The sequence below is a fragment of the Pseudonocardia abyssalis genome (genome assembly GCF_019263705.2).
GTDB classification, from domain to species: domain Bacteria; phylum Actinomycetota; class Actinomycetes; order Mycobacteriales; family Pseudonocardiaceae; genus Pseudonocardia; species Pseudonocardia abyssalis.
Genome location: NZ_JADQDK010000001.1, coordinates 5,077,435 through 5,102,542, shown reverse-complemented (window position 1 = coordinate 5,102,542; position 25,108 = coordinate 5,077,435). Strand labels below are relative to the sequence as shown.

The window sequence follows — 25,108 nt, the reverse complement described above, 5'->3', positions numbered from 1 at the left end:
GGACGGTGGTTCGACCCCGATGTCGCCCGGTCGTGCACGGAAAACGACCCGCGCGACGTCACAGACTCCGGGCGCACCCCCTAGACTGGCGCGCCGGTGATCCGCCGCGGGGCAGCGGCCGGGACGAGGAGCGGTGAAGTGGACGAGATTCTGATCCGCGCAGGCATTTTCCAGGGGGTCGAGCCGCACGCGGCCGACGCCCTGGCGCAGGCGCTGGAACCGGCGGAGTTCCCGCGTGGGCACGTGATCTTCGCGGAGGGTGAGCCGGGCGACCGTCTCTACATCGTCGCGTCCGGGAAGGTCAAGATCGGCCGCAAGTCGCCCGACGGCCGCGAGAACCTGCTGATGGTGGCCGGCCCGTCCGACATGTTCGGTGAGCTGTCGATCTTCGACCCGGGCCCGCGGACGTCGTCGGCCACGGCCGTCACGGAGGTCCGCTCCTACACGATGGACCGCACCGCACTGCGGGAGTGGATCGGCAAGCGCCCCGAGATCGCCGAGCAGCTGCTCCGCGTGCTCGCGCGCCGGCTGCGGCGCACCAACAACATGCTCGCCGACCTGATCTTCACCGACGTGCCGGGCCGCGTGGCGAAGTCGCTGCTGCAGCTGGCGCGCCAGTTCGGGTCGCAGGAGTCGGGGCTGCTCCGCGTCACGCACGACCTGACGCAGGAGGAGATCGCGCAGCTCGTGGGCGCGAGCCGCGAGACCGTCAACAAGGCCCTCGCCGACTTCGCCCACCGCGGCTGGCTGCGCCTGGAGGGCAAGAGCGTGCTCATCCTGGAGCCCGAGCGGCTGGCCCGCCGGGCCCGCTAGACCCCTGCGACGAACAGCACCTCCCCGGTCGGGGAGGTGCTGTTCGTCGCGTCCGGTGACAATAAAGTGGTACGGGCGTGCCAGATTGTGCGACCCTGCTGGACGTGTCCTCCTCGTCCGCGGCCCTGGCCGACTACCGCGCCGCCCTGACCTCTCCCGGTGCGCTCGTGCCGACGCTCGCCTCCGCGCTGGCGCGGCTGCCGATCGCCATGACGACCCTGGCCGTGCTGCTCTACGTGCAGCGCGCGACGGGCTCGTACGCCGTGGCGGCCGTGGTGTCGGCAGGCACGCTCGCCGGGGAGTCGCTCGGCGCGGTCGCGCAGGGACGCTGGATGGACCGGGTCGGGCCGATGCGGCCGCTGCTGCTCGCGGCCGGGCTGTACGCCGTCGCCGCGACCGGGCTGATCCTCGTCATCGAGAGCGGTGCGGCGATCCCGGTCATGGTGGCCGCGGCGGCGTTGTCGGGGCTGGTGCGGCCGGCGATGCCCGGGGCGTCGCGGGCGCTGTGGGGGCGGCTCGTGCCCGCCGGCCCGCGCCGGGACGCGGCCTACAGCTACGAGGCGATCAGCCTGGAGACCTTCTTCATCCTCGGCCCGGCGCTCGCCGCGTTCCTGGTGACGGCCCCGTGGCCGGGCACCGCACTGGTCGTCGCGGTCTCCGGCATGGTGGCGGGCACGACCGTGTTCGCGCTCAGCCGCCCGGTGCGCACGCAGGTACCCGCCGTCGGAGGGCCGTCGATCGGCCTGCTCGGCGCGGTGGCACGGCCCGGGATGCGCACCGTCGCGCTGGCGTCGCTCGGGTTCGGGCTCGTGATCGGGTCGGTCGAGGTCGGCGTCAACGCGGTGGCCACCGAGCAGGGGTCCCCGACCCTGGGCGGGCTGCTGCTCTCCGCATGGTCGGTGGCCTCGGTGCTCGCCGGCGTCCTCTACTCGCTGCGCCCGTGGCCCCGCCCGCTGCACCTGCGGATGCCGTTCCTGCTGGGGGCCTTCGCCGTCTGCGTGATGGCGATGGCGCTGGTCGGGCCGCTCGCGTCGCTGCCGGTACTCGTCGTCGCGATGCTGGCGGCCGGTGCGCTGATCACGCCCCAGGTCACTGCCCACTCGCTCGGCGTCGAGGCGGCCGCGCCCGCCGGGACGGCCACGGAGGGCTTCGGCTGGATCGTCACCGCGGCGGTGCTCGGGATCTCCGCCGGTCAGGTCGCGGCGGGGGTCGCCGTCGACGTCGCGGGGGCGGCGAGCTCGTTCCTGGTGGGCGGGCTCGCCGGGGCGCTGGTGGCCGGGGTCCTGTGGTGGCGCCGCACCACCCTGGCCCCGGAGCCGCAGGAACAGCTCACGACCGCCTGACGCCCGCCCGGCGCGACCCGGACCCGGTCGCAGTGGGGTGGCTTCACTCCGATCTGGTCGGAGTGAAGCCACCCCACTGCAGTTCGATGGACGTCAGGGCCGTAGGTGGGCCAGTTGGGCCTCCACCGACCACTCGGCCGCGGGCCACAGCGACTCGTCGACGTCGGCGTACACCAGCTCCACCACCTGGCGGGCGGTCGCGTCGACACCGAGGGTCACCAGTGCGCCGCGGACCTGGTCGAGGCGCTGCTCGCGGTGCGCCAGGTAGGCGGTGGCGACGGCGGGGGCGTCCGGCAGCTCCGGCCCGTGACCGGGGAGCACCGCGGTGCCGGGCGCGAGATCCGCGAGGCGGCGCAGCGAGTCGAGGTAGGGACCCAGCCTGCCGTCGGGGTGGTCGATGACGGTGGTGCCGCGGCCCAGGATCGTGTCGCCGGTGAGCACGGCCTGCTCCGCGCCGGGCCCGTCGAGCAGGAACGACACCGAGTCCGACGTGTGCCCCGGTGTCCCGACGACCCGCAGCTCGACGCCCGCCAGTGCCACCACGTCGCCGACACCGAGCGCCTCGGAGCCCAGCACCAGCGACGGATCGAGCGCCCGCACCGGCGCCCCGGTCAGCTCCGCGAAGCGCGCGGCCCCGCCGGCGTGGTCGTGGTGGCGGTGGGTGAGCAGGACGAGCGCGACGGGGCCCTGGGCGGCGACACGTTCGAGGTGCCCGATCTCGTCGTCACCGGGATCGACGACGACGCACTCCTCCACCCCGGGCGCGCGCAGCACCCAGGTGTTGGTGCCCTCCAGCGTCATCGGGGAGGGATTGTCGGCGAGCAGCACCGACGCGAGCGGCGTGACCGGGCGCAGTGTCCGGTAGGCGGGGTGGGTCATCGGAGGTCCCCCGGCCGCAGATGGCCCGCCGCGACCTCGAACCCCTCGTCGCCGGGCAGCACGACCACCACCTCGTCACCCTCGCGCTTGACGCGCGGGATCACCGGCCGCACGGTCCGCGCGGCGGCCGCGGCGAGCACCGACGCGGTGTCGGGGTGCTCGGCGATCTCCTGCAACGTGCGGAACGTGGGCGCCATCAGCTCCATCTCGCCCGCCTTCCAGCGCTCCAGCGCCTCCGCGGGGTGCCACCACGCCGCCTCGACGGCCTCGGTGGTGTGCGCGTCGGCCTGCTGGCCGTGCGGCACCGCGGCGACGAAGAACGCGGTGTCGTAGCGCCGCGGCGACTCCTCCGGGGTGATCCAGCGTGACCACGCGTCGAGCAGGTCGGCGCGCAGCACGAGGCCGGTCTCGACGAGGACGTCACGCAGGGTCCGGCGGTGCGCGACGAGGTCGGCGCGCGCCTGCACGAGGATCATCGGGTCGGGGGCGGAGCCGTCGGGACGGGCGGCGAGCAGCACGCCGCACTCCTCGAACACCTCTCGCACCGCCGCGTGCACGAGCCGCCCGGCCGCCTCGGCATCGGCCTCGAACCGCTCGCCCCACCACGACGGGTCCGGGCCCTCCCACAGCACGGGGTCGGGCGTGTCGGCGGCGTCGACCCCGCCGCCCGGGAACACCGTCATCCCGCCCGCGAACGCCATCCCGGCCACCCGGCGCTGCAGGAACACCTGCAACGGCCGTTCGGCGGGGGTGTCCCGGAGGAGCAGCACGGTCGCGGCGGGTCGGGGTACGACCGGTTCGGGGGTCACTCACGCACCCTAAAGGGCATGATGTGGTCCCGTGCGGACTGTGCGGGTGGGACTGGTCGGGGGCGGGCCGTGGGCGCGGCGGGTGCACGGGCCGGCGCTGGTCGCGCACCCCGGCACCGAGCTGACGACGCTGTGGACCCGGCGACCCGAGGTGGCCGCGGAGCTCGCCGGTGAGCTGGGCGGGCGGGCCGTCGGGTCGTTCGAGGAGCTGCTCGACGACGTCGACGCCGTGGCGTTCGCGGTGCCCCCGCAGGTGCAGGGCGAGCTGGCCGTCCGGGCCGCCGTCGCCGGGAAGCACCTGATCTGCGAGAAGCCGCTCGCCGCCGACCTCGACGGGGCCCGCGCGGTCGCCGAGGCCGCGGCCGGTGTGGTCTCGGCGGTCGTGCTGACGCTGCGCTACGACGCCGGGATCGCCGACTGGCTCTCCGGCGTCCCCGCCGGGGCGGGCCCCGACACCGTCGGCGCGATCCGCTGGCTGTCCGGCTCCCTGCTCGGCGGGCCGTACGCGACGTCGACATGGCGGGCCGAGCGCGGCGCGCTCCTCGACCTCGGCCCGCACGTGATCGACCTGCTGGACACCGCCCTCGGACCCGTCACCGGCGTCGACTGGGCCCACCTCGACGAGCCCGACCTCTGGCGCTTCGCGCTGCGCCACGACGGCGGCGCGCACAGCACCGTCACGGTCTCGCTGCGGCTGCCCGTCGACCCGTCGGAGATCGAGCTGACGGTGTTCGGCGGCGTCGGGCGGCACCGCTTCTCCGGTGGTGCCGCCGACGCCCGCACCTGCTATAGGCGGCTGCTCGACGGGTTCGTCGGCGCCGTGCACGGCGGCCCGCCGGTCGTCCTCGACGCCGCCCGCGGGCTGCGCCTGCAGGAGATCGTCGACGAGGTGGGCCGGGTCGCCGGCTGAGGATCAGCCCGCGATGTCCGGCGGCGGGTGCGGCCCGCGGCCGTTCGGAGCGGGGCGCGGGGCACCGTTGCCGTTCTCGCCTGCGATGCCCGCCCGACGCGAGACGCGCGGCCGGGGCGCGTCCCCACCCAGCTCGGACTGCAGGCGGGCGAGAAGGTCGCGATCGGCCTCGGAGAGCCGCGCGGCCGTCTCCGCGGTCGGATCGGCCTGTGCCTCGGGGGACGGGGGCCGGACCGGGGACGGTCGCGGGGGCAGCGGAGCGGGTCGGGCGGACGGCTGCGGAACGGGCCGGGGAGCGGGCCGCGGGGTCGCCCGCGGCCGCTCGTGGGGGGCGTCCGGCCGAGGAGTGGCGTCGATCTGCTCGGCCTCGACCGCCGTCGGCGGACCCGGAAGGGGCTGCTCCGGGTCGAGCGGGTCGGGGCCCGTCGCCGAGCGCGACATCGCCCAGTCACCGGAGATCCAGTCGGCCAGCCAGTCATCGGCGACCTGAGCGGCCGCCTCGCCGTCGTTCCCGTCGTCGCGGTGCCCGCCCTCGTGCTCGACCGGGAGCCGGCCGACGCCGAGCGGGTCGGCCTCGTCGATCGCGGGCAGCGTCAGGGACACCTCGCGGTCGTCGATCGGGCCGCCGAACGGATCGCCGATGGAGGCCAGTGCGGGGGCGTCGGACCCGGGGGCCGGGTGGCGGGGGAAGTCGGAGACCGGCGCCAGCGGGCGTCGCCGGGCCAGCGGCGTGGGGGGCTCGGGATCGGCCGGCCGCGGCAGCGGGGGCACCGCGGTGGGGCGCGGGCGCGGCAGGTCGGTGCGGGACCGCAGCGGGGTGACCGGGGCGGGCGGGCCGTCGGCGAGGCGCGTCTCGGTGTCGGTCGCATCGTCGTCGGCGGTGCCGAACGACCCGGCGGCGAACGCCGCGGACCGGGACCGGGCGATGGCGGGCCAGCCCGAGAGCGGCTGCGCACCGCGGTCCGTCCCGGGGCCGGGATCGGCCCGGTCGACGCCGAACAGACCGGGGGCGGCACCGGACGGCCCGGGGCCGTCGTCTTCGGTCCGGTCGACGTCGGTCCGGCCGTCTTCGGTCCGGTCGACGTCGGTCCGGTCGACGTCGGTCCGATCGACGTCGGTCCGATCGACGTCGGTCCGGTCGACGTCGGTCCGGTCGACGTCGGTCCGGTCGACATCGGTCCGGTCGACATCGGTCCGGTCGACATCGGTCCGGTCGACATCGGTCCGGTCGACATCGGTCCGGTCGAGGTCGGGGCGGTCGAGGTCGGGGCGCCCGGCCGCAGGAGGCCCGGGAGCCGACCCCTCGTCGTCGGACAGGTCGATGCCGGACCGCTCCGGCGCGAGGAAGCCGGTGTCGGAGATCCCGGGGCCGCGTCGACCGGCGTCCACCGGATCGCCGACGGACCGGTGATCGTCGGGCCGGACGGGGTCGGCACGGTCGGAGTCGGCACGGTCGGGGTCGGCACCGCCGACGTCGGTCCGGTCGACGTCAGCGCGGTCGACGTCAGCGCGATCGACGTCAGCGCGATCGACGTCAGCGCGATCGACGTCAGCGCGATCGACATCCGCACCGTGGCCACGGTCCGCCGTGGACGGGTACGGGTCGGTCCGGGACAGATCGGACCGGTGCTCGTCGGCCCGGTCGTCGTCGGCCCGGTCGTCGTCGGCCCGGGAGCCCTCGGCCCGGTCGTCGTCGGACCCGTCGACGTCGGAACGGTCGCGGCCGAACAGCGCGGAACCGCCGACCCCCTCGTCGACGAACGGCCGGACCGCGGGGGTCCCCCCGGCGGGGGTGATGCGGTCGGCCGACGCGGCCCCGAAGTCCCAGGACCCCGCGGCACGGGCGTCCTCCGACTCGCGGGCCTCGCGCCGGGACCGGCGGTCGAGGGGGGCCGCGTCGGCGGTGTCCGGCTCGGGGGAGCGGAAAGCCCGTGCCGAGGGCGGCATCACCAGGCTCCCGAGCGAGGGCCACGCGGACCCGGCGGGCGACTCCGGGATCCCGGCCGCCGGCGTCTCCACCTCGGAGTCCGGCGACGGCGGGGCGGGGGTCTGGACTGCGAAGGTGTCGGTGTCGAGCGAGGCCGACTCCTCGTCGGCGCCGTGCACCGGGAGGGCGGAGGCGAGCGCGGCGAGCTGGTAGCCGGGCCGGACGGACCCAGCGACCACGACCTCCACCGCGGCCGGAGCGCCGACGCGGGCGCAGGCGATGGCCAGCTGGTAGCCCAGCACGTCGACCGGGCGCTGGTCGTCGGCCGCCACCTCGACGAGCACGACGGGCTGCGGCAGCGGGCCCGGTGCGGACCCGGCGGGCGTGGTCCGGAACGTGACCCAGGTGCGGCAACCCGCGACCAGGCGCTCGGGCAGGGCCCCCACGGCGGCGGCGAGGTTCTCGATGCCGTGACCGGCGTCGAAGCGGTGGGCGGTGACGGCCTCGGCGGCGGCAGGCGGCAGGACCGCGTCGACGTCGAGATCGGTGCGGGCGGCCCGCGCGGCCGCGACGACCGCGGCCCGGTCACCGGGCGGGAGCGCCGTGCCGTCGGCCACGAGCGTGCCCGCGATCAGCTCCAGTGCCCGGCCGTCCTCGCCGACCGCGACGAGCTCGCGGCACCAGGCCAGCAGGTCGTCGTCGATGCGGCCGGCCAGCGCCAGCAGGATCTCGTGGGGCGAGTCGCCCGTCGTCCGGTCGTCCACCGGCCCTCCCGTTCCGTGCGTTGCGTCTCAGCCGGCTGCGACGGGCTCCATCGACGACGACGCCGTCGACTGCCACAGCGGCGCCGATCCGATGATGGCCGCCTGGTGGTAGGCCGGGGGTTCCCCGTGCGCCGGGAGCACCTCGACGCACGGTGTGCGGTCGCCGTGGGCCCGCAGGACGCGCTGCAGCGTGCCGGCCAGCGTCCACGGCCGTTCACCGCCGTGGACGACCAGCACGCGCTGGTCGCCCCGTGGTCCGACCCGCCACGCCTGGCGCAGCTCGACGCATCCCGGGTGGCCGCGGACGACCCCGAGGACGCTCAGCGCGGCGGCGTCGAGGGCGTCGGGGCCGGAGCGGAACACGACGTCGGTGTGCAGCGGCCCGTCGAGCGGGAGGACCGCCTCCAGCAGCCGCCGCGACGCCCCCCACTCGCCCGCACCGGCCACGAGCAGCGTGCGCTCGGCGTCGGTGAGTCCGAGGCGGTGGCGCAGCAGCTCGCGGGTGAGCATCGCGGCCAGCGGCTCGTGAGCGCCGGCGGCGAGCCAGTCGCGCAGCCGCCACAGCACCTCGTCGGGCAGCCGCCCGGCCAGCGCGACCAGCAGGTCGTGCGTCGACCGCTCCGCCGAGGTCATCCCGCCACCTCGACGACGATCTCCACCTCGACCGGGGCGTCCAGGGGCAGCACCGCGACCCCGACGGCCGAGCGGGCGTGCGCGCCCGCCTCGCCGAAGACCTCACCGAGCAGCTCCGACGCCCCGTTGATCACCGACGGCTGGCCGGTGAAGTCGGGCGCGGAGGCGACGAACCCGACCACCTTCACGACACCGACGATCGCGTCGATCCCCACCAGCGCGTCGACGGCGGCGAGCGCGTTGAGGGCGCAGGTGCGGGCCAGATCACGGGCGGTGTCGACGTCGATCTCGGCCCCGACCTTGCCGGTGGCCGGGAGCTTGCCGTCGACGAAGGGCACCTGCCCCGCGGTGAACACGAGGTTCCCGGTGCGCCGCGCCGGGATGTAGGCGCCCGCGGGCGCCGCGACGGTCGGCAGCTCGATCCCGAGCTCGCGGAGCTTCGCGGAAGCGCTCACGTCTGCGCCGGTCGCTTGAACCAGGCCACCAGCTGCTCGCCGTTGGCGCCGGTGGTGACCTGCACCAGCTCCCAGCCGTCGCGGCCGAAGTTGTTGAGGATCGCCTGCGTGTTGTGGATCAGGACGGGGGCGGTGAGGTATTCCCACCTGGTCGCTGAGGGGGAGCTCATGGAGGGGACTGTAGCCAGCGCCTCACCCCGATCGGGCGACCGGGCAGGTCGTCGGCTCGTAACCTGGCGGACATGACGACACCGGGGTGGCCCGATCAGCTCGCGCAGGCGCGGCTGCACGTGGTCACCGGCAAGGGCGGCACCGGCAAGACCACGGTGGCCGCCGCACTCGCGCTCGCGCTGGCCGCGGGTGGGAAGCGCACGCTGCTGGTCGAGGTGGAGGGCAGGCAGGGCATCGCGCAGCTGTTCGACACCGCGCCGCTGCCCTACGAGGAGCGCCGGATCGCGGTGGCCCCCGGCGGCGGCGAGGTCCGCGCGCTGGCGATCGACCCCGAGGCCGCGCTGCTGGAGTACTTCGAGCTGTTCTACCGGCTCGGGATGGCCGGGCGGACGCTGCGCAAGATGGGCGCGATCGAGTTCGCCACCACGCTCGCGCCGGGCCTGCGCGACGTGCTGCTGACCGGCAAGGTCAAGGAGTGCGTCACCCGCAAGGAGAAGGACGGCACCCCCGTCTACGACGCCGTCGTCCTCGACGCACCGCCCACCGGCCGCGTCGTCAGCTTCCTCGACGTCACCAAGGCCATGGCCGACCTCGCGAAGGTCGGCCCGATCCACACCCAGGCCGAGGGCGTGGTGAAGCTGCTGCACTCCCCGCTCACCGCGGTGCACCTGGTGACACTGCTGGAGGACCTGCCCGTCACCGAGACGCTGGAGGCGATCGAGCAGCTGCGCGACGCCGAGCTGAGGCCGGGTGCGGTGATCGTGAACCAGGTCCGGCCACAGTGGCTGCCCGACCGCTCGGTCACGGCCGCCGCCAACGGCCGGGTCGACGCGGAGCGCATCCGCGCCGGTCTGGCCTCGGCCGGGCTCGACCTGGCCCCCGACGTCATCGACGGGCTGGTGGCCGAGACCGTCGACCACGCCGTCCGCATCCACGCCGAGGGCCTGGCGCTCGCCCGCCTCGACGCCGGCACCGACCGACCGCGCCTGGAGCTGCCGACGCTGCTCGACGGCGTCGACCTCGGCTCGCTGTACGAACTCACGGAGGAACTGGTGGAGCAGGGCGCAGGATCCGGGGTGCCGGTGTGAGGACCGCACCCGAGCTGGACGTCGACGCCCTCATCGACGACCCGCTGACCCGCGTGATCGTGTGCTGCGGCTCGGGCGGGGTCGGCAAGACCACCACGTCCGCGGCGCTCGCGATCCGGGCCGCCGAGCGCGGCCGCCGCACCGTCGTGCTGACGATCGACCCGGCGAAGCGCCTCGCCCAGGCGCTGGGCCTGCAGGCGCTGACGAACGAGCCCGGTCTCGTCGCCGACGCCGACGGCGACCTGCACGCGATGATGCTCGACATGCGCCGCACCTTCGACGAGATGGTGGAGACGCACGCGGAGCCCGGCCGGGCCGAGACGATCATCAGCAACCCCTTCTACCAGACGATCTCCTCGTCGTTCTCCGGAACGCAGGAATACATGGCGATGGAGAAGCTGGGGCAGCTCGCGGCCACCGGCGACTGGGACCTGATCGTCGTCGACACCCCGCCGTCGCGGTCGGCGCTCGACTTCCTCGACGCCCCGCAGCGCATGTCCACCTTCCTCGACGGCCGCATGATCCGGCTGCTGTCGGCTCCCGCGCGGGCCGGCGGGCGGGGCCTGATGAAGATCGTGGGGGCCGGGTTCTCGCTGTTCGCGAAGGCGGTCTCGACGATCCTGGGCGGGCAGCTCCTCGCCGACGCGTCGGCGTTCGTGCAGGCCTTCGACACGATGTTCGGCGGCTTCCGCGAGCGCGCCGAGGCCACCTATGCGCTGCTGCGTTCCCCGGGCACCGCGTTCGTCGTGGTGGCGTCGCCGGAGCCGGACGCCCTGCGCGAGGCCGCGTACTTCGTGGAGCGCCTCGCGGGCGAGGGGATGCCGCTGGCCGGGCTCGTGCTCAACCGCACCCACCCGGCCCGTGCCGAGCTGTCGGCAGGCAAGGCCCGCGATGTGGCCGACGGCCTGCGCGGCGCCCCGCTGGCCACCGCGGTGCTGCGGTTGCACGCCGACCGCGTCGACCTCGCCGAGCGCGAGGAGCGCCTGCTCGCCCGCTTCGCCAACGCCCACCCCGGCGTCGCCGTGGCCCGGGTGCCGGTGGTGGCGGCCGAGATCTCCGACCTCGACGGGCTGCGCGAGGTGGGCAACCGGCTGGCCGCCGCGGCCACACCCCCGCCGACCCCGACCCCGCTGCGCACGGCCCAGTAGGCCTACGCCGACTCGCTCAGCCGCCGCGCCGTCCGCTCGGCCACCGCGTGCTCCGCGGCCCTGGCCAGCCCCGTGGCGGTGTGCTCGAAGGGCCTGGCGTCCGGGTCGGCGGCGTAGTGGGCGGTGCGGGCGCCCGTCAGCAGGTCGTACCAGGACGTGACCTCGGGCCGGGTGCGCAGCAGGGCGCGGCGCTCGCGCTCGGTCATCCCGCCCCACACCCCGAACTCGACGGCCTCGTCGAGCGCGTGGGCCAGGCACTCGGTGCGGACGGGGCAGGAGCGGCAGAACATCCGCGCCTCCCGCTGCTGCGCGCCGGTCACGAACAGCTCGTCGGCGTCGTCCGTGCGGCACCGCGCCGCGCTCCGCCAGTTCCACCGCTCCGTCATGGCCCCTCCCGAGGTAGGTCGACTCGACCCGCTACAGACGGATCCTGGGGCGCCGCGGTTCCCTCCGGGAGGGAGCAAAAATACTCGGTTCCGACGGGAGGGCACCCCGACCTGACCGGGGCCCGACATCGGGCGGCGTACGCTCGCGCTCCGTGAGCTTCCCGCGCCATCTGATCCGGCCGGTCGGCCTGTTGCTCGGCCTCTGCGTTCTGGCGGGGGTCGTCACGGCCGGCATCGCGTTCCCGGCCGCGATCGGGCTCGGGCTCGTCGCGAACGACGCCAGCGACAGCGTCGGCAGCGTGTCCACCGAGGTCCTCGACCAGCCGCTGCCCCAGACGACCATCGTCACCGACAACGCGGGCAACACGATCGCGCAGCTGTTCGTCCCGGACCAGAACCGGCGCTCGGTCACCTCCGACGAGATCTCCCCGGCCATGAAGGCCGCGATCGTCGCCGTCGAGGACCGTCGCTTCTACCAGCACCAGGGCGTCGACTGGCAGGGCACGGTGCGCGCCGTCGTCACCAACTCGGTGTCCGGCAGCATCGAGCAGGGCGCCTCGACGCTCACGCAGCAGTACGTCAAGAACTACCTGCTCTACGTCGACGCGCAGACCGAGACCGAGCGGCTCAAGGCCACCGAGCAGACCCCGGCGCGCAAGCTCAAGGAAGCCCAGATCGCGCTGCAGCTCGAGCAGTCGCTGAGCAAGGACGAGATCCTCACCCGCTACCTCAACATCGTCCCGTTCGGCAACGGCGCCGCCGGCATCTCCTCCGCCGCGCGCACCTACTTCGGCGTCACCCCCGCCGACCTGACGGTGCCGCAGGCCGCGCTGCTCGCGGGCATGGTCCGCAGCACCACCGCGACCGACCCGGTGCAGAACCCGCAGGCCGCTGTCGAGCGGCGCAACCTGGTGGTCCAGCAGATGCTGGAGCAGCAGATGATCGACCAGACGCAGGCCGACGCCGCGCTGGCCCAGGGGCTGGGGATCGCGCAGCCGCTCAACACCCAGGCCAACGGCTGCATCGGTGCGGGGCCGGCCGGGTTCTTCTGCCAGTACGTGCAGGAGTACCTCACCGAGGCGGGCTTCTCCACCGAGCAGCTGCGCCGCGGTGGCTACACGATCCAGACCACGCTCGACCGCGGCGTGCTCGACGCCATGCAGGCCTCGCTCACCGCCGAGGTGCCGCCGGACCAGCCGAACGTCGCCAACGTGATGGCCACCGTCCGGCCCGGCACCGACCGGCACGAGGTGCTCGCGATGGGCTCCAGCCGCGTGTACGGCCTCGACGGGGACGCGCTGGAGACCAGCTACGGGCTGCCCTACATCCCGGTCCCGCTCGGCGCGGGCTCGGTCTACAAGACCTTCACCGCCGCCACGGCGCTGGAGAAGGGGCTCGGCATCAACTACCAGCTCTCGGTGCCGCCGAGCGGGTACGCCTCCCCGATCTACGTCGACGGCGGCGGCCGCCCGCTGCCCGTCCAGAACTCCGGCAACTACGCCGAGCGCCTCTCCCTGTCCGACGCGCTCGCGCAGTCGCCGAACACCGCGTTCGTCAAGCTGATGGAGTTCACCGGCGTGCCCGACGTCGTCGACATGGCGGTGCGCCTGGGCATGCGGTCGCTGGCCACGGAGCGCTTCGTCGACCCGAACACCGGCCAGCCGACCGACCGCTCGATCGCCGAGGTCACCAAGGCGCAGCGGCAGGCGTCGTTCACCCTCGGCGTGAGCCCGACGAGCGTGCTGGAGCTGTCGAACGTCGGCGCGACGCTGGCCAGCGGTGGGATGTGGTGCCCGCCGACGCCGATCGCGTCGATCACCGACTCCGTCGGCAACCCGGTGCCGGTCACCGAGGCGCCGTGCGAGCAGGTCGTCGACCAGGGTCTGGCCAACGCGATGATGACGGCGATGAGCAAGGACGACCTGCCGGGCGGCACCGCGGGTGGCGCGGCGCGCCAGGTCGGCTGGGACCGCCCGATGGCAGGCAAGACCGGCACGACCCAGGACCACAAGTCGGCGGCGTTCCTCGGCTACCTGCCGACGATCTCCGGCGCGGTCATCACCTACGACAACGACAACCGCCCCGACCAGCTCTGCGACGGTGCGGGCGCCCCGTTCGCCTGCCGCAGCGGCAACATCTTCGGCGGCAAGACACCCGCCGAGACATGGTTCGGCACGATGACGCCGCTGCTGGAGGGCCAGCCGGTCAGCCCCCTGCCCGCCGTCGACGAGCGCTACCTGGAGGGCGGCGCCGAGTCCCGTGTCCCCGACGTCGTCGGCAGCGGTCAGAACGACGCCCGGGCCACCCTGGAGTCGGCGGGCTGGGTTGTCACCACGCGCACGCAGGACAACGCGGCGTCGCGCGGCACCGTGATCGGGCAGAGCCCGCGGGGCACCGCGCTGCCCGGCGAGACGATCGTGCTGACGATCAGCAGCGGCGAGGTCCCGCCGCCGCCGGAGGCACCCACCGAGGCCCCGACCGACGGCGGTGAGGTGCCCCCGCCGGACGGCGGTGACGGAGGGGGAGCCCCTCCGGGCGACGGGGCCGCACCTCCCGCCGACGGGGGATGAGTTTCGCCCGTGCGGGTGGTCGGCCGCCGTACCGCGGGTGATCACCGCACGGGCGGCCTAACATCGCCGTCCATGAGGCTCGGCGACGCACCGGACGGTTCCCGTCTCGCCGAGGCGGTGCCGATCACGTCCCGGTCGGGAGGTCTCGCCCTGTTGGACGCCGACGACCTCGTCGACGGGCTCGCGCCGCCGTGGCGGCGGATGCCGGTGACCCCGCCCGCGGAGCGGCTTGCCGCGGCGCCCGTCCCGCCGGCCCCTCGCCCGTCGGCCGACCGCCCGGTCCGGCCGGTCACCGAGCTCGCGACCCGTCGCGAGCACCGCCCGCCCGTGCCCTCGGCGCGCCCGCGGGTGGTCGAGGAGCCGAGCATCCTGGGGCTCTCCCGACGCGCGCGCAGCCGCCTGGGGTCACGCCTGTTCACGCTGTTCTTCGTCGCCGTGTTCTCGCTGATCGCCCTGCAGATGGTGCTGGCGATCCTCTACGGCTGACCCGTCGGTGGCCCGGTTACCCTGGCGACCGGTGAGTTCCGCCGAGCGCCGAGGAGGTGAGCCGCCGTGACCACGCCGTCCGCGCCCACCTCGCACCGGGTGCGCAGCGTGCTGGCCATCCCCGCGTTCCGGCGGCTGTGGCTCGTCACGGCCGGGTCGGCCACCGGTGAGTGGCTGAGCCTGCTCGCGCTCTCCGCACTGGCCACCCAGCTGACGTCGGGCTACCAGGCGCAGAGCTTCGCGCTCGGTGGCGTCGTCGCCACGAAGCTGCTGCCCGCGCTGCTGCTCGGGCCGCTGGCGGGGGCGCTGGCCGACAAGTTCGACCGCCGCCGCGTCATGGTCGTCTGCGACGTCCTGCGCTTCGGCCTGTTCGTGTCCATCCCGATCGTCGGGTCGCTCGTCTGGCTGTTCGTCGCGGTGTTCCTCATCGAGATCTGCGCGATGTTCTGGATCCCGGCGAAGGACGCCGCGGTCCCCAACCTGCTCAAGCGCCCCGACCAGGTCGAGACGGCCAACCAGCTCGCGCTGGTCGTCACCTACGGGGTGGCGGTGCTGCTGGCGTCCGGGCTGTTCACGGCGCTGTCGAGCATCGGGTCCACGTTCGGCGGCGACGCGGGGGAGACGGCCACGCTGTACGTCGCGCTCGCCGTCACCGGGTGCGCGTACCTGGTCATGGCGATCACCGTCGGGTTCTTCATCCCGGAGATCTCCGGGCGGGCCACCGCGGCGCGCGAGCAGGCGCCGGGCGTGGTCACGCTGTTGCGCGACGGCGCGAGGTTCGTCGTCGGCACGCCGCTGATCCGCGGGCTGGTGGCGGGCATCGTCGGGGCGTTCGCGGCGGGCGGCACGGTCGTCGGATCGGCCACGCTCTACGCGGCGAGCCTCGGCGGCGGCAACGCGGCCTACGGGATCCTGTTCGCCGCCGTGTTCGTCGGGCTGGCGCTCGGCATGGCCGTCGCGCCGGGGATGGCGCGGCGGATCCCGCACAACCGGCTGTTCGGGGCCGCGATCGTCGCGGCCGGGTTCGCGCTCGTCCTCGTGGCGCTGGCACCGCACCTGTTCGTCGCGATCGCCGCGGTCGGCCTGGTCGGCGGGTTCGCCGGCATCGCGTTCCTCACCGGGCTCACGATCATCGGCACCGAGGTCGCCGACGACATCCGCGGCCGCATCGTCGCGTTCGTGCAGTCGATCGTGCGGCTCACGCTGCTCGGCTCGATGGCGCTGGTCCCGCTGGTGGTGGGGCTGGTCAGCACGCAGCGCGTCGAGCTGCTGGGGCGGTCGTTCCTCATCGACGGCACCCGGATCGTCATGCTCGCGGGCGGGCTGGTGGCCGCGGTGGTCGGGATGGTCGCCTACCGGCAGATGCACGACCAGCGCACCGAGCCGATGCTGCCCGACCTGCTCGCGGCGCTGCGCCGGGGCGTGCCGCGCGCCGGGTCCGGGCTGCTCGTCGCCATCGAGGGCGCGCCCGCCGAGGAGACCGCCGAGCAGGCTGCGCGACTGGCGGCGCGGCTGCGGTCGGCCGGGCACACCGTGGTGGAGCTCGACGACTCCGGGCGCGACCGCGAGCGCTGGGAGGCCGCCGTCCGCGAGGCCGCTCTCGGGGGTGCCCGCGCGCAGGCGCTGGCCGCCGCCGCGGTGCGGGCCGACCTCGTCGAGCGCGTGATCCGGCCCGCCCTCGCGCAGGGTGCGGTCGTCGTCGTCGACCGGTTCCTGGCCGGGCTCGTGCAGTACGGGGTGGCAGCCACCGAGGTGGAGCCCCGTGAGCTCGACAGCCTCGTCCTGTGGGCCACCGGACGGTTGCGCCCCGACGTGTCGGTGCTGCTCGACCGCGCCACCCCCACGGCCCCCACCGGGCTGCCCGGCGAGGAGCACCTGCGGGTGCAGCGGCTGCTCACCCGCATGGCCGCCGCCGAGCCGCACCACTACGCCGTGGTCGAGGCGGAGGGCACGGCCGACGAGGTCGCCGAGCGGGTGTACACCGGGCTCGCCCCGATGCTCCCCAGTACCTCCACCACGCTCACCGCGCCGTGAGCGTCTGGGACGAGGTCGTCGGCCAGCCCGACGCCGTCGAGGAGCTGGGGAACGCGGCGCGCGAGCCGTCGGCGATGACGCACGCGTGGCTGTTCACCGGGCCGCCCGGGTCCGGCCGGTCGGTCGCGGCGCGGGCGTTCGCGGCGGCGCTGCAGTGCCCCGAGCACGGCTGCGGCCACTGCGCCGCCTGCCACACCGTCCTGAGCGGCACCCATGCCGACGTGCGCGAGGTGGTGCCGGAGGGGCTGAGCATCGGCGTCGACGCGATGCGCAGGCTCGTCGCGCTCTCGGCCCGCCGCCCGTCGACGGGTCGGTACCAGATCCTGATCATCACCGACGCCGACCGGCTCACCGAGAGCGCGGCCAATGCGCTGCTCAAGGCGGTGGAGGAGCCGGCCGAGCAGACGGTGTTCCTGCTGTGCGCCCCGTCGGACCACCCGGAGGACGTCAGCGTCACGATCCGCTCGCGGTGCCGCGTCGTCCCGTTGCGCACGCCGTCGGTCGACGCCATCACCGCCGTGCTGGTACAGCGCGACGGCATCGACGCGGAGAGGGCCCGGTGGGCGGCGTCGGTGTCCGACGGGCACGTCGGCCGCGCCCGGCACCTCGCCCGCGACGAGGAGTCCCGCGCCCAGCGCGAGGCGGTGCTCGCCCTGCCCCTGCGTACCCGCTCGCTCGGCGACGCCTTCGCGTTCGCCTCCGACCTCGTCCGCGGCGCGAAGGCCGAGGCCGGAGCGCTGAGCGAGGCCCGCGACGGCGCCGAGCGCGAGGAGATGAACGTCGCGATGGGCGGCGGCGGCGTCGGCAAGGGCGTCGCCGGGGCCGCGCGCTCCGCGAAGGCGGCCGAGCGCGACCTGGAGAAACGCCAGAAGTTGCGCAACACCCGCAACCAGCGCGACGCGCTCGACCGCGCACTCGTCGACCTCACCTCGTTCTTCCGCGACGTCCTCGTGACCTCCGCGGGCGCCGAGGTCCCCCTCGCCAACCCCGACCGCTCCGCCGACGTCCGCCGTGCGGCCCAGGAGTGGACCCCCGAGTCCACGCTGCGCCGCCTGGAAGCCGTTCTGGCCTGCCGGGAGGCACTCGACCTGAACGTCAAACCGGAGATCGCGGCCGAGGCGATGATGACGGCGATCCACACGGGTTGAGCCCCCGTCGCGGCGGGGTAGCCGGGCCGTGCAGGACGACGGGATCACCGACGGCCGCGCCTGACGCCTGGCCGCCGGTCTGCTGACCTTCGAGCAGGACTCCGACGTCACCCCGTTCGCCGCCCTCTTCGCCGACGACGCCGTCACCCGGCGCTTCGACGCCCGCGGCGAACGACACGGCGAGGTGGCGCAGTCTGGACCGAGTACGCGACCAGTCCACCGACATCACGACCGAGTTCTCCGACGTCGTCGAGGGCACCGACCGGTTCGCCCTGGAGTGGACGAGCACCGGCATCCTGCGCAGCAACCGCCCCATCTCCTGCCGCGGCGTGACCGTGATCGACCTGGCCGACGACAAGATCGTCCGGCTGAGCACCTACTACGACTCCGCCGCCTTCGTCCCGGTCCCGGCGGAGACCACCTGACGTCGGGGGCGCCGGACCCCGCCGGTACACTGGCGCCCGCACATCGCCGCCTTAGCTCAGTCGGTTAGAGCGACGCACTCGTAATGCGTAGGTCTGGGGTTCGACTCCCCAAGGCGGCTCCGCAGGTCAGAGGCACTACCTGACCCTCCCGGAACCCACTCAGGCGGTCCTCGTGGCCTCCAATCGTTGCATCTTCGCCCTCGTGGCCTCCTCCCGGTCGTCTCGTGGACGTCATCGCGGCACCATCGGCTGGCTGCCGAGCGGCTCCGCGCGGGTGAAGGTCTACGCCGGGATCGACCAGCTCACCGGCGAGAAGCTCTGGATCCGACAGACCGTCGCGGCCCGGGCGACACGCCAGGAGACGAAGAGGGAAGCCGAGAAGGTCCTCACCCGTCTCCTCAACCAGGTCGACGAGCGTCGGAGCCCGAAGACCGAGGCCACGGTCAACCAGCTGCTCGACCGCTGGCTCGAAGTCATCGACGTCGAGAAGACGACCAGGACCGGCTACATAGGGAAGATCGAGAAGCACATCCGGCCCACCATCGGCCGGCTGCAGGTGGGCCGGATCACCGCCCAGACTATCGAGGGCCTGTACGCCCAGCTCCGCCGCTGCCGAGATCACTGCCGCGGCAAGAAGCACGTCCAGCACCGCACCACAGCCGAGCACGCGTGCGACGAGCACTCGCCTCGGCGGAAGTGCGCCAAGGTCGCCTCGGGCGACGTCGATGCCGCGTGTCGCTGGTGCGAGCGGACGTGTGCGGCTCACCGGTGCACCCCACTCGCGGCCGGGAGCATCCGCGTCGTGCACGCGATCCTGAGCGGCGCGTTCATGCGCGCGGTCCGGTGGGGCTGGATCGCCATCAGCCCGATTGACCAGACCGAACCGCCCTCGGCCCCCCGCCCCAACCCGTCGCCGCCGACGACCGAGGAAGCGGCCCGGATCCTCACCGAGGCGTGGAAGGACCCCGACTGGGGCGTCCTGATCTGGTTCGCCATGACCACCGGCGCCCGACGAGGCGAGGTGTGCGGCCTCCGCTGGTCACACCTCGACCTGGATGCAGGCGTTGCCAAGTTCCAGGCGAGCATCGGCCAGATCGCTGGCGACGTGTGGGAAAAGGACACCAAGACCCACCAGCACCGCCGCGTGACCCTTGACGCCGAGCTCGTCGACGTCCTGCGCGAGCACCGGGTGCGCTGCGACGAGCGCGCCGCCCTGGTCGATACCCGTGTGCGCCGCGACGGGTTGTCTTTTCCTCCGTACCGGACTGCTTCAAGCAACTGAGCCCGGATAGCGTCACGCAGCGATACGGGCGCCTGGCCGCTCGACTCGGCATCAGCACCCACCTGCACAGCCTGCGCCATTACTCAGCCACCGAACTGATCGCTGCCGGCGTCGACATCCGGACTGTGGCCGGCCGGCTGGGGCACGCCGGAGGTGGATCGACGACGCTGCGGACGTACACAGCATTCGTCGAAGAGGCCGACCAGCGAGCTGCCGCTGCACTTGCAACACGACGACCCCGGCCGGTGATCAGGCCACGATTTGGAGTCTGACTACAGCGAACGAATGGGCCACCGAATGAATAGAATGTGCTTTGTGTGGCAAACCCGCCGCAGCTCGGCAGTAGGTGCGCCGCTTCACGGTCTCTGACTCCGATAGTGCGGAGGCGGTGCTGAGCAGAGCCATCTACGGCGGGGACTCCTCAGTGACGAGAAGTTCAACGGTCACGGCGACACGACTACTGGCCGGATCAATTATCCCGCCGTGGACGGCGCCGGTGGCATCACCGACGATGACATGGAACGGCTCGACTGGACGGCTGCCGTCCACGGTGCCCCACAATGACACGAGCTCGGCGCAGGGGCCCGGCAGCGGAGCTGTGGGCTCCTTCTCCAGGAAGATGGGGCCGACGAGGCTGCCCAAGCTGGCTCGGATAGAGGCCCGGCGGATGTCTGCCTGGGCGCACATTCGGGAGGCGGCCCTCAGCAGGTCCTCCCCGGGCAGCACGCGGGCGAGCACCACCCGGCAACCCGTCGTGCCGGCGGGACCGCTCCGGTACGGGGTGAATACCGGCATCCCGGTCTCCGGGTCGACGGCGTTGCGCGAGCTGACGCCCGGGAGCGGGTGGACGACGGCGGCCAGCGGGCTTGGTCCGATCGTCGTCTGAGGCCACACGTGACCAGCCTGGACCACCCCGGCCGTGTCGATCCAGGCGGCGTGACAGTGCAGGTACGGTCGGCCCTCAAGGGACCCCAGGGTGACCGACCCGCTCAGCAGGTTCACCGGCCCCCGAGCCGTCCGTATGTCGCTGTAGACGAGTGCGCGACCGGTGTTGTCGCGGCAATCCTGTGGCAGTGAGTATTGGACATTGCGCAGAATCCCGCCCAGCAGCTCGACCTGGGCCGACTCCACACCCAGGGCTTCGGCCGCCCGGGACAGGGCGGTCAGCAGTTCGATGCCTCCCGGCACCTGCACCGGCACGGGATCGGCGCGCGTCGCAACGGCGATCAACCGCGACGGCGACGGGGGTCCGGGATGGGTCAGGGCGGCGATTCGACCACCCGCGTTCATCGCCCGTCCCCGGGCTCGCCGTTCGACCAGCCGGCGGCGACCAGCCGATCGCGGATCTCGCGCTTTACGATCTTGCCGTAGCCGGACTTCGGCAGCTCCGGCCATCGCAGGAAGTGCAGCGGCAGCTTGTACCGCGCCATCGTCGGCTCGAGCCAGCCACGGAGGTCTTCGGCCGTGGCCGCTGCCTGCCTGTCGGGACCGTCGGCGGACACCCAGACCGCCACCCCGACCTCGCCCCACTCCGGATGCGGCATGCCCAGCACGGCGACCTCACTGACCCCGGGATGCGCGGCGAGCTTCTCCTCGATATCGCGTGGGTGGATGTTGGACCCGCCTGAGATATACATGTCGGAGGCGCGGCCGGTGATGTAGAGGTAGCCGTGCTCGTCGACCATCCCCAGGTCGCCGGTGCGGAACCAGCCATCCTGGAAGGCGTCGCGGTCGGCGTCGTCGTTGTCGAGGTAGCCGTGGCACACCGCCGGGCCGGCAACCTGGATCTCGCCCGTCGTGCCCGCTGGCTGTGGCTGCCCGTCCACGTCCGCGATCATCAGCTCCATTGCGGTCCGGATCCGGCCGCACGTGCCGAATGCGACGCCGTCCGGTCGTAGCCGGTCGTGCTCGGCCGGGGTCAGCACGGTGATGTTGCCGGTGACCTCGCCGAGCCCGTAGTACTGCACGAGCACGTCGCCGAGCACCGCACGGGCGTGATCCTGATCGGCGTGGTACATCGGGGCGCCGGCATAGATGACGTATCGGAGGCTCGAGTGATCCCGGTGGCTGGCGTCGGGGTGCTCCACCAGCCGTTTGAGGATCGTCGGCACCGTGAACATGTTCGACACCCGCTCGCGCTCGACCAGCTCCCACACCTCGGCCCCGTCCAGCCGTCCCGCGGTCAGGACCGACCGAGCCCCTCGCGCCACCTGGGGCAGCAGGTGGATTCCGGCACCGTGCGAGAGCGGGGCGACGACGAGCGACGCGTCGTGCTCGGTGGTTCCCGGCATGAGGTCCGCCAGGTGATTCGTGACGACGAAGCCCATCTGATCGTGGGTCAGCACCGCAGCCTTGGGACGGCCGCTGGTGCCGGAGGTGAAGAAGTACCAGGCGTGCTGCCCCGGCTCGACCGGCGCGTCCGGCCACGCGGTGCCGTTACCGTCGAGCGGCGCGACCCGGGAGACGGCATCGTCGCCGGCGGCGTCTATCCACAGCGGGTCGCAGACTAGGGTGGCGGCCGCCCGGCCGATCTCCGCGGCGTGCCCGGTCTGCGCCGAGTGGCACACGACGGCGGCGGGCCGGCACGCCCGGGCCAGTGCCGCGACCTCGGCCGGGGTGGAGCGGCTGTTGGTCGGGGCCACCGCGGCACCGACCCGCCACGCCGCGAACATCGCCTGCACGAACTCGACGTGGTTGGGACTGTGCAGCAGGACGCAGTCGCCCCGACGGACGCCGCGGGCGTGCAGCTCTCGGGCGAGCGCGCTCACGCCGGTGTCCAGCGCGCGCCAAGACCAGCGCCGGTCCCCGGCCACGACGGCGTCGCGGTCCGGGAGCCTGCGGGCGGTCTGGGTCAGCAGGGTGGCGAGGTTGACTGCCCTGCGCCGCGGGGTCATCGGGCCGCCCCCAGCACCGAGGCATAGTTGGCGACCGCGACGCCGCCCATGTTGAAGACCGCGGCCCGCTCGACGCGGGCGAGCTGCATGTCCCCGGCCTCCCCGACGAGCTGCATCGCCGCCATGACGTGCTGCGACACCCCGGTCGCGCCGATCGGATGGCCCTTGGCCTTGAGGCCGCCGGACACGTTCACCGGCAGCGCCCCGTCCCGGTGGGTCCGGCCTTCGGCCAGCACTTCCCCGGCCTTGCCGGCGTCGGCGATCCCGAACGCCTCGTACTGGAGGATCTCGGCCTGGGTGAAGCAGTCGTGGGTCTCCAACAGGTCCAGGTCGGCCAGGCCGAGCCCGGCCTCGCGGAGGGCACCGTGGAAGGCCCGACGAGCACCGTCGAAGGCCAATGGATCGGGCCGGGATTCGATGGCCAGATGGTCATTGGCCTGTGCCCGGCCCAGCCACGCGACGGCGCGGCGGGCGCCGCGGGCGAGGTCCGGCCCGGCGACGACGACGGCGGCGGCGCCGTCAGAGACCATCGAGCAGTCGGTGCGCAGCAGCGGGTCGGCGACCACGGGATTGCGGTCGGAGGGCGTGGCGCAGAAGTCAACCCCGAGGTCCTTGCGGACGTGGGCGAACGGGTTGTCGACCCCGTTGCGGTGGTTCTTCGCCGCGACCTGCGCCAGCGCGAGTCGATGGTCGCCGTAGCGGTCGACGTACCGTCGGGTCAGCTCGGCGAAGATGGCCGGGAAGCTGCCGTAGGTCTCCTCCGTGCGGCGCAGGCACGCACCGAGCAGGCCGTCGCCGACGGCCGGGCCCGAGACGGCGGTCATCTTCTCGGCGCCCACGACGAGCGCCGCGCGGACGCGGCCCGACTCGACCGCGTCGAGCGCGGTGAACAGGGCTGCGCTGCCGGTCGCACAGGCGTTCTCCACCCGCACCGCGGGCACGGCGGCCAGGTCCGGGTTCCCGGAGCCGACCAGTGCGCCGTCGAAGCTCTGGCGGGAGAAGCCGGGGTTGAACACGCCGACCGAGATCAGCTCGATGTCGTCGGGCCCGAGCCTGGCGTCGGCCAGCGCGGCGGCCGCGACCTCACCCATCAGCGTCTCGACGTCCGGGGCCGCCGACCGGCCGAACGGTGTGTGGGCCCAGCCGATGAGCTGCGCGGATGTTGTCATGTCGTCCTCCGGATCCGGGCGGGGTGTGCCCGGCGTCGTGGTCGCCCCGAGGTGGCGGGGCGTTCTCGCGGGGTCGGTGGGGATCCGGTGTCGCCACGGTGGTGACGACGGTCGACCCGAACCGAGGTGTCGCCCCGGCCGGTGTTCCGGCCGGGTTTCGTCCGGTGCGCCGGCGGCGTCAGAGGCGGATCCCTCCGTTGACGTCGAGGACCGCTCCGGTCATGTACGACGCGGCGGCCGACCAGAGGAAGAGCACGCCGTCGGCGATCTCCTCGGGGTCGGCGAGCCGGCCGGCCAGCGTCCGGCGAGCCAGCTCGTCGTGCACCGTGGGGTCGTCGCCGAGCATCGTGGTCCTCGTGCAGCCGGGGGCGACGCAGTTGACGCGCACCCGACGCGGGGCCAGCTCGCGGGCCGCGCCCTTCGTCAGGCTGATCACCGCCGCCTTGGACGCCCCGTAGACCGGGCCGCCGACGTACCCGCCGCCCGTGTAGGCGGCCACCGAGGCGCACAGCACGATCGACGCACCGGGCGCCAGGTGCGGAACGGCGGCGTGGATCACGTTGACCGCGCCGAGCACGTTGGTCAGCAGGCACCGCTGCGCCTCGGCTGCACTCGTGGTGAGCAGCGGCGTCGGCAGGGTGACCCCGGCCGGGACGAAGACCGCGTCCACGGCACCGTGCGCGGCCGCGGCCTCGAAACCCGCGTGCAGCGCGTCCGGGTCCAGCACGTCGGCCCGCTCGTACCGTGCGCCGAGGAACTGCGCAGCGACCTCGGGGGCGTGCTCGGGGAGGTCCAGGACGGTCATGGCACCCACCCGCCCGGCTGCCCGCCGCACGGTGGCCAGCCCGATGCCCCGGGCACCGCCGACCACCACGGCGTTGCGGACCGGCGTGGACACGATCGTGGAGCTCATCTGCATCCCTCCCCGGCGACCTGGAGCCGGGCGAGGTCGGCGCGCACCGCGTCGGCGAACCGGGTGGCCGGACGGCCGAGCAGCCAGGACAGAACGTTGGGGTTCCCCGGGAGGCCGTGGTCGGTGTACTCGCGGCACATCGCGACGAGGGTCTCCGCCTCGGTCGAACCGGGATCGAACAGCGACCAGCCGCCGGGCGGGAGCCGGTGGGGCCGCAGCGGCCGCCCCGTGACGTCGGCGACCTGCTGGACCATCGCCGCGAGCCCCAGGCGTTCGGGCCCGGCCAGCTCGTAGGTCGCCCACTCGTGACCTGGGCCGGTCAGGATATTCGCCGCGGCCTCGGCGACGTCGCCGAGGTGCACCGCCGACATCGGCGCGTCGGGGTCCCAGGGCAGCCCGACGTCGTCCCCGGTGCCGACGACGATCTCGCTGACCGTCTGCACGTACATCGCCGGCTGGACGATCGTCCAGGGCACGCCGCAGCGGCGTACGGCGTCCTCGCCGACGGCCTTGAGCACGTGGTGGGGCATCGTCGCGGTGTACGGGTGCAGGACGGAGTGCAGCACGACCCGGCCGACCCTGGCCCGGGCCGCGGCCCGGGCGGCCGCGGCGATCAGCACGTCCTCGTCGGGCCGGTAGACCGGCGGGATGACGTAGACGGCGGCCGCGCCCTCCAGGGCGCGCACGAGCGAACCCTCGTCGGCGAGGTCGGCCGTGTGCCCCTCCCGGGCGCCGGGCGGCGCGGGCGAGCTGCGGGTGACGGCCCGGACCGGTGTCCCCCGCCGGGCCAGCGCGTCGACGACCCGACGTCCGGTTCGCCCCGACGCGCCGAGGACGGCGACGGTCCCGTTCTGCGCCATG

At 74.0% G+C, this 25,108-nt stretch carries 24 protein-coding genes and 1 tRNA gene; 13 read left to right on the top strand and 12 right to left on the bottom strand.

Translation table 11 applies throughout. The annotated features are described in order from the left end of the window. Positions 1–138 precede the first annotated feature (138 nt). Positions 139–813 carry a Crp/Fnr family transcriptional regulator gene (locus tag I4I81_RS25015; RefSeq protein WP_218605892.1) on the top strand — a complete coding sequence of 225 codons (675 nt, stop codon included), beginning with the start codon at positions 139–141 and terminating at the stop codon, positions 811–813. Between the two features lie 104 nt (positions 814–917). Next, positions 918–2,156, top strand: a complete 1,239-nt coding sequence (locus I4I81_RS25010) for an MFS transporter (RefSeq protein ID WP_218605893.1) — start codon at positions 918–920, stop codon at positions 2,154–2,156. 93 nt (positions 2,157–2,249) lie between these two features. Here I4I81_RS25010 and I4I81_RS25005 read toward each other — a convergent pair whose 3' ends face one another. Together I4I81_RS25005 and I4I81_RS25000 are read right to left on the bottom strand one after the other, a co-directional pair. Further along, on the bottom strand, positions 2,250–3,035 hold the full coding sequence (locus tag I4I81_RS25005) for an MBL fold metallo-hydrolase (protein ID WP_218616373.1): 786 nt from the start codon (positions 3,033–3,035) through the stop codon (positions 2,250–2,252). Next, positions 3,032–3,844 carry an NUDIX hydrolase gene (locus I4I81_RS25000; RefSeq protein WP_218616372.1) on the bottom strand — a complete coding sequence of 271 codons (813 nt, stop codon included), beginning with the start codon at positions 3,842–3,844 and terminating at the stop codon, positions 3,032–3,034. The genes I4I81_RS25005 and I4I81_RS25000 overlap by 4 nt, the downstream gene beginning before the upstream one ends. 31 nt (positions 3,845–3,875) lie before the next feature. On the opposite strand from I4I81_RS25000, the gene I4I81_RS24995 reads away from it, so the two are divergent. Beyond that, entirely contained in the window at positions 3,876–4,754 is an 879-nt protein-coding gene (locus tag I4I81_RS24995) for a Gfo/Idh/MocA family protein (protein ID WP_226363559.1), read from the top strand. Between the two features lie 3 nt (positions 4,755–4,757). Here I4I81_RS24995 and I4I81_RS24990 read toward each other — a convergent pair whose 3' ends face one another. Genes I4I81_RS24990 through sp36 form a run of 4 tightly spaced genes read right to left on the bottom strand, consistent with a single transcriptional unit; the run spans position 4,758 to position 8,703 of the window. Next, complete coding sequence (locus tag I4I81_RS24990) at positions 4,758–7,445, bottom strand: hypothetical protein (protein ID WP_218616371.1); 2,688 nt, start codon at positions 7,443–7,445, stop codon at positions 4,758–4,760. A gap of 27 nt (positions 7,446–7,472) precedes the next feature. Next, on the bottom strand, positions 7,473–8,078 hold the full coding sequence (locus tag I4I81_RS24985) for a hypothetical protein (RefSeq protein ID WP_218602599.1): 606 nt from the start codon (positions 8,076–8,078) through the stop codon (positions 7,473–7,475). Continuing rightward, positions 8,075–8,533, bottom strand: coding sequence for a RidA family protein (locus I4I81_RS24980; protein ID WP_218602600.1), 459 nt, complete (start codon positions 8,531–8,533; stop codon positions 8,075–8,077). The genes I4I81_RS24985 and I4I81_RS24980 overlap by 4 nt, the downstream gene beginning before the upstream one ends. Next, on the bottom strand, positions 8,530–8,703 hold the full coding sequence (gene sp36, locus I4I81_RS24975; protein ID WP_218602601.1) for a Sp36 family protein: 174 nt from the start codon (positions 8,701–8,703) through the stop codon (positions 8,530–8,532). Before sp36 ends, I4I81_RS24980 begins: the two co-directional genes overlap by 4 nt. Before the next feature lie 72 nt (positions 8,704–8,775). Here sp36 and bagA point away from each other — a divergent pair, with 72 nt between their 5' ends. Next, positions 8,776–9,792: an ATPase BagA gene (gene bagA, locus I4I81_RS24970; RefSeq protein WP_218602602.1), complete on the top strand. Its 1,017-nt coding sequence runs from the start codon at positions 8,776–8,778 to the stop codon at positions 9,790–9,792. Continuing rightward, a complete protein-coding gene (gene bagB, locus I4I81_RS24965) occupies positions 9,789–10,940 on the top strand; it encodes an ArsA family ATPase (RefSeq protein ID WP_218602603.1) in 1,152 nt (383 codons plus the stop codon). The genes bagA and bagB overlap by 4 nt, the downstream gene beginning before the upstream one ends. Positions 10,941–10,942: 2 nt before the next feature. Here the strand turns inward: bagB and I4I81_RS24960 are convergent, their stop codons facing one another. After that, a complete protein-coding gene (locus tag I4I81_RS24960; protein WP_218602604.1) occupies positions 10,943–11,326 on the bottom strand; it encodes a WhiB family transcriptional regulator in 384 nt (127 codons plus the stop codon). A 152-nt stretch (positions 11,327–11,478) separates the two neighbouring features. Between I4I81_RS24960 and I4I81_RS24955 the strand changes: the two genes are divergently transcribed. The 8 genes from I4I81_RS24955 (at position 11,479) to I4I81_RS31690 (ending at position 19,543) form a co-directional block, all read left to right on the top strand. Continuing rightward, positions 11,479–13,896, top strand: a complete 2,418-nt coding sequence (locus I4I81_RS24955) for a penicillin-binding protein (RefSeq protein WP_226363558.1) — start codon at positions 11,479–11,481, stop codon at positions 13,894–13,896. A 72-nt stretch (positions 13,897–13,968) separates the two neighbouring features. Next, positions 13,969–14,382 (top strand): hypothetical protein, encoded by a 414-nt coding sequence (locus tag I4I81_RS24950; RefSeq protein ID WP_218602605.1) that lies wholly within the window; start codon positions 13,969–13,971, stop codon positions 14,380–14,382. Positions 14,383–14,448: 66 nt separating this feature from the next. Further along, positions 14,449–16,416 (top strand): bifunctional MFS transporter/dTMP kinase, encoded by a 1,968-nt coding sequence (locus tag I4I81_RS24945; protein WP_218602606.1) that lies wholly within the window; start codon positions 14,449–14,451, stop codon positions 16,414–16,416. Then, the gene (locus I4I81_RS24940; RefSeq protein WP_218602607.1) at positions 16,413–17,564 is read left to right on the top strand and encodes a DNA polymerase III subunit delta'; all 1,152 of its coding nucleotides are present in this window, start codon (positions 16,413–16,415) and stop codon (positions 17,562–17,564) included. The genes I4I81_RS24945 and I4I81_RS24940 overlap by 4 nt, the downstream gene beginning before the upstream one ends. 194 nt (positions 17,565–17,758) lie before the next feature. Next, positions 17,759–17,989: a nuclear transport factor 2 family protein gene (locus I4I81_RS24935; RefSeq protein WP_218602614.1), complete on the top strand. Its 231-nt coding sequence runs from the start codon at positions 17,759–17,761 to the stop codon at positions 17,987–17,989. A 45-nt stretch (positions 17,990–18,034) separates the two neighbouring features. Then, positions 18,035–18,108: transfer RNA gene (locus I4I81_RS24930), tRNA-Thr, on the top strand. Positions 18,109–18,191: 83 nt separating this feature from the next. Then, positions 18,192–19,271 (top strand): tyrosine-type recombinase/integrase, encoded by a 1,080-nt coding sequence (locus tag I4I81_RS24925; protein WP_218602608.1) that lies wholly within the window; start codon positions 18,192–18,194, stop codon positions 19,269–19,271. Then, the gene (locus tag I4I81_RS31690; protein WP_218602615.1) at positions 19,184–19,543 is read left to right on the top strand and encodes a tyrosine-type recombinase/integrase; all 360 of its coding nucleotides are present in this window, start codon (positions 19,184–19,186) and stop codon (positions 19,541–19,543) included. The genes I4I81_RS24925 and I4I81_RS31690 overlap by 88 nt, the downstream gene beginning before the upstream one ends. Positions 19,544–19,676: 133 nt before the next feature. Here the strand turns inward: I4I81_RS31690 and I4I81_RS24920 are convergent, their stop codons facing one another. From I4I81_RS24920 to I4I81_RS24900, 5 genes are all read right to left on the bottom strand, one after another. Further along, positions 19,677–20,561, bottom strand: a complete 885-nt coding sequence (locus I4I81_RS24920; protein WP_218602609.1) for a PCC domain-containing protein — start codon at positions 20,559–20,561, stop codon at positions 19,677–19,679. Continuing rightward, a complete protein-coding gene (locus I4I81_RS24915; RefSeq protein ID WP_218602610.1) occupies positions 20,558–22,165 on the bottom strand; it encodes an AMP-binding protein in 1,608 nt (535 codons plus the stop codon). Before I4I81_RS24915 ends, I4I81_RS24920 begins: the two co-directional genes overlap by 4 nt. After that, positions 22,162–23,334, bottom strand: a complete 1,173-nt coding sequence (locus I4I81_RS24910) for a thiolase domain-containing protein (protein ID WP_218602611.1) — start codon at positions 23,332–23,334, stop codon at positions 22,162–22,164. The genes I4I81_RS24915 and I4I81_RS24910 overlap by 4 nt, the downstream gene beginning before the upstream one ends. Before the next feature lie 178 nt (positions 23,335–23,512). Beyond that, positions 23,513–24,247: an SDR family NAD(P)-dependent oxidoreductase gene (locus I4I81_RS24905; protein ID WP_218616370.1), complete on the bottom strand. Its 735-nt coding sequence runs from the start codon at positions 24,245–24,247 to the stop codon at positions 23,513–23,515. After that, on the bottom strand, positions 24,244–25,107 hold the full coding sequence (locus I4I81_RS24900) for an SDR family oxidoreductase (protein WP_218602710.1): 864 nt from the start codon (positions 25,105–25,107) through the stop codon (positions 24,244–24,246). The genes I4I81_RS24905 and I4I81_RS24900 overlap by 4 nt, the downstream gene beginning before the upstream one ends. Position 25,108: the final 1 nt, after the last annotated feature.